2 protein-coding genes are annotated in these 12978 nt (G+C 64.0%); both read right to left on the reverse strand.

The genetic code is table 11. The features are described from left to right. Positions 1-7: 7 nt before the first annotated feature. Complete coding sequence (locus DFO46_RS14455; RefSeq protein WP_120277773.1) at positions 8-7504, reverse strand: hypothetical protein; 7497 nt, start codon at positions 7502-7504, stop codon at positions 8-10. A 332-nt stretch (positions 7505-7836) separates the two neighbouring features. After that, positions 7837-12561: a hypothetical protein gene (locus DFO46_RS14460; protein WP_120277774.1), complete on the reverse strand. Its 4725-nt coding sequence runs from the start codon at positions 12559-12561 to the stop codon at positions 7837-7839. Positions 12562-12978: the final 417 nt, after the last annotated feature.

Consider the following 12978-nt stretch of genomic DNA (forward strand, 5'->3'; position numbering starts at 1 on the left):
GCTCGAATCAGGCGTTTCCGCCGGCCAGATAGGCCGCAATGACAGCGGCGACCTGATCGGAGTTCATCACGCCCATCTGATGATCCATCAGAGCTCCGAGCTGGTTGCTCGACAGATGCGAGATATCGTCCGTCGACAGGCCAGAGATACCGCTGGCGCTGAAGGCGGCGATGTCCTCGGCCGAGAATGTCGCAAGATCTTCCCGCTCCAACGCTGCAACCTGTGCCGAGGTGAGTGCCGCAACCTGGCCCGGCTTCAGCACTTCCGCCTGAGCGGTGTTCAAAGCGGCAATTACCTGCGTGCTCAGCCCGGCAATGGCGCTGGAGCTGAGAGCCGCGATCTTCTCCGTGGACAGCAAGGCGATGTCATCCGTGCCGAGACCTGCGGCCTGGACGGCTCCCATGGCACCAATCTGCGCCAGGGAGAGTGCCGCAACCTGGGCCGTGCTCAACGCTGCAACCTGGTTATAGGTCAGACCGGCGATCTGGCCGGTCGACAGTCCGGCGATGTCACCGGTGGACAGCGCTGCAATGACCGCTGTCGACAGCCCCTTGATGGCCGAGACGCCGATCACTGCAAGATCGGCCGACGACAGGGCCGCAATATCCTGCGTTCCGAGACCTGCCAGGCCGTTGGCGCTCAAGGCTGCAATCTGCGTGGTCGAGAAGGCGGCGATCTGGTCGACGCTGAGTGCCGCGACCTGGGCGCTCGACAGACCCGAAACACTGGCTGTGCCCAAAGCTGCGACCGCGCTGGTGGTGAGGCCGGCGATGAAGTCCGTCGACAGGCCGGCAATTCCCGACGAACTGATGGCGGCAATCTCGGCGGCGGTAAAGCCTTCGAGATCGGAAATGCTCAATCCCGACAGTGCGCCCGAACTCAGCGCCGCGATCTGGGGGATCGACAAGGCGCCGATCTGCTCGACACTGAGCGCTGCCATCTGCGTGCCGGTCAGGCCGGCAATGCCGGCTGCACTGATGGCTGCGATCTGCGCCGTCGAGAACGAACCCAGGTCGTCCGTGCCCAGAGATTCGATCTGCCTCGATGTCAGGGCTGCGATCTGCGCTGTGCTGAGGGAATCGATCTGCTCCGACGTCAGCGTGGCCAACTGCGTGGTGCTGAGGCCAGCAACGGCTGCCGTGCTCAGCGCGCCGACCTGCGCCGGCGTCAGGCTGGCGATCTGGGCGGTCGAAAAACCTTCCATTGCGCCGGCGCTGATCGCGGCAATGTCCGCTGACGAGAAGACGCCGAGATCATCCGTCCCCAGGGCCGCGATCTGCCGTGAGGTCAGGGCCGCTACCTGTTTCGGCGTCAGAGCCTCCACCTGGTCGATGCTCATGGCGTTGATCTGGGCGGTCGACAGACCCGCGATGCCGGTCGCCCCAAGGGCTGCGATCTGGTTTGTCGAGAAGGCTGCGATCATGCCCGTCGACAGGCCGGAAATGGCGGACGAACTGATGGCTGCCATATCGGCCGTCGAGAAGGTCTCGATGGCGTTGATGGTCAGCACCGCGATCTGCGCGGAGGTCAGAACCGCCACCTGGTTCGAGGTGAAGGCTTCGATCTGGTCGATGTTCAGGGCCGCGACCTGCGCGGTGGATAGCGCCGCCACCCCGGCGGTGCTCAGGGCCGCGATCTTGGCGGTCGACAGTATCGCAAGATCGTCCGTGCCAAGTGCCGCGATCTGCCGCGACCCGAGAGCTGCGACCTGCAGCGTGGTCAGCGCCTCGACCTGGAGGGTGCTGAGTGCTGCAATCTGGGCGGTCGACAGGCCGCTGATGCCACCGGTCCCGAGGGCCGCAATCTGTTCGGTGGACAGAGACGCAATGGTGTCCGTGGAGAAGCCGGTCACGGCGCTCGAGCTGATCGCCGCGATGTCGGCGATCGAGAACATGTCCAGGTCATCGGTACCGAGAACGGCAATCTGGCCAGACGTCAGGGCGGCAACCTGGGCCGTGGTCAAGGCCTCCACCTGTCCGGCGCTGAGGGCGACGAACTGCGTGGTGCTCAGCGCGCTCACGGCGGCCGTACCGAGGGCCGCGATCTGCATCGTCGTAAGCGCGGCAAGGTCAGCGGAGTCGAACACCGCAATCTGGCGGGTGGTCAGCGCCGCAATCTGGTCGGTCTTCATGGCCTCGATCTGCTGCGTACCGAGAGCATTGATTTGCAGTGTCGAAAGCCCGGAGATACTGCCCGCGCTGAACGCGGAAATCTGGTCAGGCGTCAGGGCTGCAAGCACGGCGGTCGGGATGCCCGAAATGGCACCGGATGCAATCGCGGCAAGATCAGCGCTCGAGAAGACGCGGTAGTCCTCGCTGCCAAGGGCTGAGATCTGCATCGAGCTCAAGGCGCCAATCTGGGCCGGGGTCAGGGCTTCGACCTGATCCGACAGCAAGGCCTGGATCTGAGTTTGAGTGAGACCTGCCACGCCCGTGCCACTGATGGCGGCGATCTGCTCGGTCGAGAGCACTGCGATATCATCGGTGCCGAGGGCAGAGATCTGGCGCGAACCGAATGCGGCGATCTGAGCCGTCGTCAGGGTATCGACCTGCGCGACACTCAGTGCTGCGATCTGGGCGGTGGACAGGCCCGCGATCACGCCGGTGCTCAGCGCCATGACCTGCTCGGCGGAAAGGGCCGCTATCTGTCCGTTCGCCAGACCGGCAACGGCTGCCGTGTTGATGGCGGCGATATCCGCCGTCGACAAGACCGCGATGTCATCCGTGCCAAGAGCCGAGAGCTGGCGCGAGCTGAGCGCGCCGATCTGGCCCGTGGTGAGGGCCTCGATCTGCCCGGTGCTCAGGACACTGATCAAAGAGGTGGAGAGACCGGCAATGCCCTGCGCACTGATGGCGGCTATCTGGGTGGTGGAGAAGGCTGCGATGCTGGTGGTGGTGATGGCGGCAATCTGGCTTGAGCTCAGTGCCGCGATCTGCGCCGTGGTGAGTTCCGCCACCTGGGCCGGGGTCAGGCCGCTCAGCTGCGTGGTCGACAGGCCGCCGACGCCACCGGCGCTGAAGGCCGCGAGCTGGTCGGCAGAGAGAGCCCCAATCAACTGCGACGTCATTCCCGTGACGGCGCTAGAGCTGATTGCGGCGATATCGGCCGTCGAGAACACGGCAATATCGTCTGTGCCGAGGGCCGCAATCTGCTTGGAACTCAGAGCGGCCACCTGGGCCGGCGTCAAGGCCTCAACCTGCGCCGTGCTCAAGGCCACGATCTGCGCGGTGGAGAGGCCACTGATGCCGCCGGCTGTGAGTGCCGTCACCTGGCCCGTGGAAAGAAGCGCGATCTTGTCGGTGCTGAGCACCGCGATCTGAGACGACGAGAGGGCTGCAATCTGCGATGAGGTCAGGGCAGCAATCTGGCCGGAGGTCAAAGCCGCAACCTGCTGGGTTCGAAGCCCGCCGATGCCTGTCGCCGTCAGTGCGGCCACCTGTGCGCTCGACAGCGACGCGATGACGCTCGGAGACAAACCACCGATCGCGACGGATCCGAGGGCCGCGATATCCGCGGTCGAGAAGGTCGCAATGTCCTGGCTGGTCAGCATGGCCAGCTGTCCAGAACTCAGCGAACCCACCTGGCTGCTGGTCAGCGCTTCCACCTGGCTGGAGCTCAGCGCATCGATCTGACTTGAGGACAGGCCGGCCACGGTACCGACGCCGAGGGCTGCGACCTGGCTGGTCGACAGCGTCGCGATGGTGGCGGTGGCGATCGCACCAATCTGCGCGGACGTCAGTGCCGCGATCTGGTTCGTGCTCATCGCACCAAACTGCCCGACATCGATTGCCGCCACCTGCTTGGTGCTCATGCCGGCAATGCTGGCATTGGTCAAAGCCGCCACCTGGGCCGGGGTCAAGGCAGCGATCACGGCCGTGGACAAGCCGGAAATGGCCCCGGAGCCGATCGCGGCGATATCCTTCGTGGCGAAGGTCGCGATGTCATCAGTGCCGAGTATCGCAAGTTGGGTCGAGTTCAGCGTTGCCACCTGATTGGCACCGAGAGCCTCGATCTGAGCCGTGGTCATGGCATCGAGCTGCTTGGTCGAGAGGCCGGTGATAGCACTTGTGCTCAACGCCTCGACCTGAGCCGTGGACAGGGAGGCGATAACGGTGGATGTGAGGCCGCCTACTGCCGCTGCGCCTATCGCCGCGATTTCCTTGGTCGAGAAGGTCGCGAGATCATCGGTGCCCAGGGCCGCCAGCTGATCCGACTTCAGGGCCGCAACCTGCACCGTCGTCAGGGCTTCCGCCTGGTCGGTCGTCAAAGCTGCAATCTGGGCCGAGTTGAGCGCAGCCACAGCTGCTGTGTTCAGCGATGCGATCTGGAGCGTCGAGAGCCCCGCGATCGTACCCGTTGCCAGGGCACCAATCTGCACCGTGCCGAGGGCAGCCATCTGCTTGCTGGTCAAGGCGGCGATCTGGTTCGACCCGAGGGCGACGACCTGATTTGTCGTCAGGGCCGCAATCGTGCTGCCGCTCAATGCGGCAACCTGCTCGGTGGACAAGGAGGAGATTATCGCGGCTGAGAGGCCTGCTATCGCAGACGGAGTGATCGCGGCGATGTCCTTGGTAGAAAAGACAGCCAGATCATTCGAATCGAGGGCTTCCAGCTGTGTGGAACTGAGATAGACGACCTGAACATTCGAAAGCGCTGCCACCTGGTCGGTGCTGAGTGCTGCAATCTGTGCGGATGTGAGGCCGCCGATGCCGGCGCTGCTGAGCGAGAGGACCTGCGATGTCGTCAGATTGGCGATGTTCGCGGTCGATAGCGCTGCAATTTGCTTTGAACCCAAGGCAGCGATCTGCTTTGTCGTCAGCGCGGCAACCTGATCGGAGGTCATGACCTCGATCAGATCGAGAGGCAGCTTTGCCATTGCGGCAACGTTGAGGGCCAAGACCTGTGCTGTCGAGAGAGATTGAAAGCCTTCTTTGGTGAGGCCAGCGATGGCATCACTCGTCAGGGCGGCGATCTCCAGTGTGGAGAAGGTCGCGAGATCGTCAGTCCCCAAGGCGGCCACTTGCGAAGACTTGAGGGCCTTCACCTGCTTGTCTGTCAGGGCCTGCACCTGGTCTGTCGACAGGGCCTGCACCTGCTCTGCGGTCAAGCCACCAATCCCTACCACACTCAGTGCGGCGATCTGGTCGGTCGACAAGGTTGCAATTGCCGTCTTGCTGATGGCTGCCACCTGAGCGGCGGTCAGAGCTGCAATCTGCTTGGTGGACAAGGCGCCCAGCTGGCTCGTTCCGAGAGCCTCGACCTGGCCGACGGACAAAGCGGCAATGGCTCCCGTTGTCAGAGCGGCAAACTGGGTTGTCGGGAGTGCTGCGAGAATTCCGGTATTGATGCCGGCCACGGCCTGACCCGTGATCGCAGCCATGTCCTCTTGGGAGAAGGTTGCAAGGTCGGCGGCGTCGAGCATACCGAGCTGGGCGGACGTCAGCGACTTGACCTGGGCTGTCGTCAGCGCTTCAACCTGGGCGGTCGACAAGGCTTCGATCTGGTCACTGGTCAGTCCGGAAACGCCGACGGCGCTGAGGGCCGCGATCTGGCCGGTCGAGAGAACGGCAATGGTTTCAGCACTCAGTGCCGCCAGCTGTCTCGCGTTCAAAAGCCTGATCTGGGATGTCGCCAGGGCCGACACCTGTGCCGTGTTCAAGGTCGCGATCTGCGACGTTGAGAGGTTGATGACCGAACCGATATTGAGAGCAGCGATCTGCGCTGTCGTCAGAGCCGCGATGTGATCGGTGCTGAGCCCGGGCATCGAAGCGCTGACCAGGGCAGCAATCTCAGCCGTCGAGAAGGTCGCGATGTCATCGGTCCCGAGTGCTCCCAACTGCTTGGCACTCAGGACCTTTACCTGGTCTACGGTCAGAGCCGCAACCTGGCCGGTGGAGAGGGCATTGATCTGGTCCGTCGACAGGCTTGCCAGCGCCGAGGTCGAGAGGGCCATCATCTGTGCCGTCGACAGGGCAGCGATCGCCTCCAGACTGAGGCCCAAGACTGCCTTGTTGGCGATCGCGGCAATATCAGCCGTGGACATGGTGGCAATGTCGTCGGAGCCGAGTGCTGCCAATTGATCCGAGCGCAAGGCCCTGACTTGTGAGGAGGACAAGGCCTCGACCTGTGCTGTCGAGAGCGCGCGGACCAAGGTGCTTGACAGACCGGCGATCCCGGCCGTGGTGATGGCTGCGATCTGCGTTGCGCTCAAGGCTGTGACATTGTCTGTCGTAAAGCCGATGACCTGGCGCGAGCTCATCGCGCCAATCTGGGAGGTGGAGAGGGCTGCAACCTGGGCAGAGGTCAAGACACCGAGCTGTTTGGTGGTCAGCCCGGCAACGGCACCCGTGTTCAAGGCCGTGATCTGATCGGCCGTCAGCGTCACCATGGCATCGGTGGACAGCCCGATCACGGCCCTGCTGGTCAGTGCGGCGAAATCTGCGGTCGAAAATGTGGCGAGCGCAGCCGTCGAGAGGACTGCGACCTGGGCTGAGGTCAGCGCCTTTACCTGGATACTCGTCAAGGCCTCGGCCTGATCTGTCGTCAAAGCGCCGATCTGCAGGGTGGTGAACCCTGCGACCGCGCCCGTACCGAATGCCGCGATCTGGTCGGTGGTGAGGCTTCCCAGAACCGCCGTGGTCATGCCGGTCACGGTCCTGCCGGACAGCACGGCGATTTCGGCTGTCGAGAATGTCGCCAAATCGTCTGCGCCCAGTGCGCCGATCTGGGCCGCAGAGAAGACCTTAATCTGGCCGCTCGTCAAAGCCTCGACCTGGCTTGTCGACAGGACGCCGATCTGGAGCGTCGACAGACCGGCAATAGCGCTAGTGCTCAGCGCGGCGATCTGAGCGGTGGTCAATGCCGCCAAGTTGCCCGTCGACAACTGCATGCTCTGCTTGCCCGACAGGCTGCCAACCTGCTGCGCTGTCAACGCTGCCGTCTGGGTCGAGGACAGCGCGGCCAACTGCCTCGTCGTCAACTGGCTGATGCTGCCCGTATTCAAGGCGGCGATCTGGTCTGTGGACAAGACAGCAATGGCTTCGGTCGACAAACCGACGATGGCTCGACTGTTGATGGCTGCCATATCAGCCGTCGAGAATGCGGCAATGTCTTCCGTGCCCAAGGCCGCAAGCTGTGCCGCCGTCAGCGAAGAGACCTGACCGGGAGTGAGCGCCGCCGCCTGCGCGCTCGAAAGTCCGGCGATCTGGCCGGGCGTCAGTTTACCGATCACATTGATATTGAGGTTTTCGATGTCGTACTGATCCAGCACCGCGAGCTGGTCGAGCGTCAGGCCGACGATTGCCGACTGCGAGATCGCCTTGAGCTGCTGGGTGCTCATCACATCGACGTCTTCAGTATCCAGCGCCGCGATCTGTCCCGACGACAAGACTCCGATCTGCTGGGTGGTGAGCGAGGCCACATCTTCCGTCGACCAGGCCGCGACCTGCGTTGTTGTCGCGGCCCGGATCTGATTGAGACTGAGGGAGGAAATCGTGGTGCTCATATACAAAATCCGTGATGCTATGTTGTCATCAAAATCATCGCCCGCGCCACAACGGCAGATCGCGCGTGTCCACCAATGGACAATACTCTTAGGGAGCTGGGCTTGCCTGAGACTGGAGCGAGGACTTGCAGGCGCAAGACGGGCGCCCGGACACGCATAACGCGCGTTGGGCGGGCGATAGAGGCTGTGGATGGATGCGACTCAAGATGACCTGACGAAGCTGGGCACCTGTGCTGCAAGCCACGCAACAAAAAACGGCGCCTCCGCTCGGAGACGCCGTTCTTGAGTGTCATGTGTCGTCAGGCGGCGCGGAGAAATCCGCGCCGGACTTGTTAGATCGCCTGGTAGGCGGCAACGATCGCGGTGACCTGATCGGTGGTCATGGCGCCGATCTGCGTGCCGGTGAAGGCAGCAACCTGGGCTGTTGTCAGGCTTGCGAAGTCGCCGGTTTCGAGGCCAACAATCGCCTTGGTGGTGATCGCTGCGATTTCCGCGGTCGAGAAGGTGGCCAGATCGGCCGTCGCGAGAGCGGCGATGGCGGCCGAGCCGAGTGCGGCGACCTGAACCGCGGTCAGAGCTTCGACCTGCGCCGTCGTGAAGGCGTCGATCTGTGCCGTCGTCAATGCGGCAACTGCGGCGGTGCCGAGGGTTGCAACCTGAGCGGTGGTCAGAGCCGCAACGCTGGCCGTGGCCAGGACCTTGACCTGTGTCGAGGTGAGCGCTGCGGTCTGCGCCGTGGTCAGACCCGCCACCTGACCGGTGGTCAGGACGCCGACCTGTGTCGTGGTCAGGGCTGCGACCTGCGTCGTGGTCAGACCTGCCGTCTGGGCCGTGGTCAGCGCTGCGACATTGGCGGTCGACAGACCAGCCAGAGCCTTGGAGCCGATTGCTGCGATGTCTGCCGACGAGAAGGTCGCCAGGTCATCGGTGCCGAAGGAGGCCAGGGCCGCGGAGCTCAAACCGGCAATCTGCGTCGTCGTCAGAGCGTCGACCTGGGCCGTCGAGAGCGCCCCGATCTGGGTCGAGCTCAATGCACCGATCTGAGCAGATCCGAGGCCCGCGACCTGAGCGGTGGTCAGCGCTGCGATGCTCGCCGTGTTTAGTGCCGAAATCTGGGTCGACTTCAGTGCGGACAGCTGAGCGGTCGTCAGAGCCGCCGTCTGTGCCGTTGTCAGTGCACCCAGCTGAGCTGTGCTCAGTGCCGCCATCTGTGTGGACGTCAGGCCGGCGAGCTGAGCCGTTGTCAGAGCGGCGACGTTGGCGGTCGACAGGCCAGCCAGCGACTTGCTGTTGATCGCAGCGATGTCGGTGGAGGCGAAGAGCGCCAGATCATCCGTTCCGAGTGCACCAAGTGCAGCCGAACCGAGCGAACCGATCTGTGTCGTGGTCAGAGCGTCGACCTGAGCCGTCGTGAGGGCCGTTACCTGGGCGGAAGACAGCTTCTCGATGGCCTTGCTGCTGAGCACTGCCACCTGGCCGGTGGTGAGTGCGGCGAGGCTTGCCGTGTTCAGTGCCGCCACCTGGGTGGAGCCAAGGCCGCTGACCTGAGCGGTCGTCAGGGCGGCGACCTGGCCGGTGGTCAGGGAGGCGATCTGCGTGGAGCTGAAGGCGGCAATCTGGCCAGAGGTCAGTGCGGCAGCCTGACCGGTGGTGAGGGCTGCAACATTGGCTGTCGACAGACCGCTGAGGCTCTTGGTGTTGATCGCAGCGATTTCTGCGGTCGAGAAGGTCGCAAGGTCATCCGTGCCGAGTGCCGACAGGGCTGCAGAGCTCAGACCGCCGATCTGCGTGCTGGTCAGGGCATCGGCCTGAGCCGTCGTCATTGCGCCGATCTGGGCAGACGACATGGCACCGATCTGGGCCGAAGTCAGCCCGGCAAACTGGGCGGTAGAGAGGATTGCCACGTTTGCGGTCGACAGACCCGAGATCGCCTTTGTGGAGATCGCGGCGACGTCGAGGCTAGAGAACAGGGCGATATCGTCCGTTCCGAGAGCGGCCAGATCTTCGGAGCCGAGAGCGGCAACCTGTGCCGGGGTCAGGGCTTCGACCTGAGCGGTCGTCATGGCGGTAAACTGCGCCGAGGAAAGAGCGCCGACGGCAGCAGAACCGAGCGCACCGATCTGGGCGGTGGTCAGGACTGCGAGGCTTGCCGTGCTGAGGCCAACCACCTGCTTCGAGCTCAGAGCACCGACCTGGGCCGTTGTCAGGCCAGCGGCCTGCGCGGTGGTCAGGGCACCCAGCTGCGCGGTGGTGAGCGCTGCGACCTGAGCGGAGGTCAGGCCGGCGGTCTGGGCCGTCGTCAGGCTGGCAAGCGCCGCCGTGGTCAGGCCGGAGATGGCCTTGCTGTTGATAAGCGCGATGTCGGCGGAGTCGAAGGTGGCAAGGTCATCCGTGCCAAGGGCGGCAATCGATGCCGAGCTCATGCCAGCGATCTGACCCGTGGACAGTGCCGCAACCTGGGCGGTCGTCAGGGCCGCCATCTGAGCGCTGCTCAGCGAAGCCATGGCCTTGGAGCTCAGGGCGGCGATCGCTGCCGTGGTCAACGCGGCCAGATTTGCGGTGTTCAGGGCGGCGATCTGCGTGGAACCGAGACCGGCAACCTGCGTGGTCGTGAAGGCTGCAGCCTGGGCCGTGGTCAGCGCGCCGACCTGGGTCGAAGTCATAGATCCAACCTGCGACGACGTCAGAGCCGCAACCTGGGCGGTGTCGAAGGAGCCGAGGGCTGCGGTGGTCAGACCAGCGATGGCTTTGGAGTTCAGGGCAGCGACATCGTCGGTGGAGAAGGTGTCGATGTCATCCGCCATCAGCGCGGTGAGCTGGGCCGAGGTCAGGACCGCGAGCTGGCCGGTGCCGAAGCCGTTGATCTGTCCGGTGTTGAAGACGTCGATCTGCGTCGATGTCAGGCCCGAAATCGCCTTGGTGCTGAGGGCGCCAATCTGTGCCGTCGTCATGTTTTGAAGCTGCGTCACGCCGAGGGCGGCAGCCTGGCTCGATCCGAGGGCAGAGATCTGGGACGTGGTCAGAGCAGCAACGCTGCCGGTGGTCAGCGATGCCACCTGGGCCGTCGACAGAGTTGCGATCTGGCTGGTCGTCAATGCGGCGGCCTGGCCCGTTGTCAGGGCTGCAACACTGGCGGTTGTGAGACCGGCAATTGCCTTCGAGCTGATAGCCGCGATTTCTGCGGTCGAGAAGGTGCCGAGGTCATCCGTGCCGAGAGCGGCCAGAGCTGCCGAACCGAGGCCAGCGATCTGCGTGCTGCCCAGAGCGTCAACCTGAGCCGTCGTCATCGCGCCGATCTGGGCGGAGGACATGGCGCCAACCTGTGCCGAAGACAGAGCGGCAACCTGTGCGGTGGTCAGGCCGGCGACGGCCGCCGTCGACAAGCCGCTGATCGCCTTGCTGGAGATAGCAGCCACGTCGAGGGTCGAGAACAGGGCGATATCGTCGCTGCCGAGCGCTGCGAGGTCCTCAGAGCCGAGAGCGGCGACCTGGGCCGGCGTCAGGGCTTCGACCTGGGCGGTCGTCAGCGCCGTGAACTGGGCGGAAGACAGTGCACCGACAGCGGCGGAGCCGAGGGCGGCGATCTGGCCGGTGGACATGACAGCCAGATTGGCCGTGCTGAGGGCGGAGACCTGCGTCGAGGTCAAAGCACCGACCTGGGCAGTGGTCAGACCCGCGGCCTGTGCGGTGGTCAGGGCACCGAGCTGTGCAGTGTTGAGCGCGACCATCTGTGCGGTGGTCAGGCCCTGCGTCTGGGCCGTGGTGAGCGAACCAATGGCAGCCGTTCCGAGGCCGCCGATGGACTTGCTGCTGATGATGGCGATCTCAGCCGAAGTGAGCGTTGCGAGATCGTCGGTGCCGAGCGCGCCGACTGCAGCGGAGCTGAGGCCAGCCAGCTGGGTGGTGGTGAGCGCAGCAACCTGGTCCGTGGTGAGCGCCGCAACCTGTGCGCTCGTCAAGGCAGAAATCGCCTTGGAGCTCAAGGCTGCCACGGCGGCGGTGGACAGGGCAGCGACGTTGGCCGTGTTCAGGGCCGCCATCTGGGACGAGCCGAGGCCGGCGGCCTGCGCGCTCGTCAGGGCGCCTGCCTGGGCGGTGCTGAGCGAACCGACCTGCGTCGAGGTCATGACAGCGAGCTGACCGGTGGTCAGGGCAGCCATCTGGGCGGTGTCGAACGAAGCCAGAGCTGTTGTCGTCAGGCCGGCAAAGCCCTTGACGTTGATCGCTGCGATTTCGTCGGTCGAGAAGGTGTCAACGTCGTCGGCCAGGAAGGCGGAGAGCTGAGTCGAGCTCATCACGGCCAGCTGACTGGAGGTCAAGCCGGCAACGTTGGTGTTCAGCGTGTCAATCTGGGTGAAGCTCAGGCCGGAGATGGCCTTGGTGCTGAGGGCGCTGACCTGGGCCGTCGTCAAGCTCTGGATCTGCGTGCCGCCGAGAGCGGCAGCCTGGGTCGAAACGAGAGCGCCAACCTGTGCGGTCGAGAGAGCTGCAACGCTGGCGGTGCTGAGGGCGCGAACCTGGGCGGTCGTCAGTGCTGCGACCTGCGATGTCGAGAGGCCGGCGAGCTGTGCGGTGGTGAGAGCTGCGATGTTGGCAGTTGAAAGGCCGGTGATCGCCTTGCTGCTGATCGCGGCGATATCGGCAGAATCAAGCGTTGCGAAATCTTCTGTCGCCAGGGAGGAAATGGCGGTGGAGGTCAGTGCACCGATCTGCGTGCTGGTCATTGCAGCGATCTGGGCGGAGGAGAGGTTGCCGACCTGGGCGGAGGAGAGAGCTGCAATCTGGCCGGTGCCGAGGGCGCTGATCTTGGCGGAGTCGATCACGGCGAGCTGGGCAGCGCTCAGGCCAACCATGGAGGCTGCCGAAACCGCGCTGAGCTGGGCGGAGCTGAGAGCCGCCAGATCCACCGTCTCCAGCGCTGCAATCTGCGCGGACGAAAGGACGTTGATCTGAGCAGAGGACAGGGCCGCCATGTCTTCGGTGTTGAGCGAGACGATGGAGGCCGTGGTGAGTGCCTTGACCTGGGTGGTGGTCAGAGATGTGATGATCGAGGTCATTTACGCGCGCCTTTGACGTTGCGATTTGCAGATGTCATTCCCCTGCCGCCGCAATGTGAAAGGGCCTGATCACCCTGCCACCGCGGACCCAGGCGCATCCTGCACCTGCTGGCGATTTAGCCCTTCGATGCGCGCCATCATCGGCCGTCGTCGAAAGGGTGTCCTAGCGGACTGAAACTTGAGGTAAAACATGGCTTGCGATGAAGCCGGAACGCGGGAGGCATCATGCATTCGAGATCGGGTGAGATCTCTAATCCTGCGCTTTCGAAGGTCATGAAGTTCCTGCTGCCACAGGAGCCTCTACCGAATTCTATCGTTCCATACCTAACCTGAGTCGGAGGACCGAAGAAGCCTTGATGTAAACCTTGCATTCAGATTCTAAGATTCAGTTAATTGCCGAACTGGAAAGTCGCATTT

Origin of the sequence: Rhizobium sp. AG855 (assembly GCF_003610655.1) — a bacterium.
Classification (GTDB): Bacteria; Pseudomonadota; Alphaproteobacteria; order Rhizobiales; family Rhizobiaceae; genus Allorhizobium; species Allorhizobium wuzhouense.

Bases quoted from the DNA above. Each gene is read 5' to 3' on its own strand.
- DFO46_RS14455 (WP_120277773.1), bottom strand. From the start codon at position 7,504: ATGAGCACCACGATTTCCTCCCTCAGTCTCAATCAGATCCGGGCCGCG.
- DFO46_RS14460 (WP_120277774.1), bottom strand. From the start codon at position 12,561: ATGACCTCGATCATCACATCTCTGACCACCACCCAGGTCAAGGCACTC.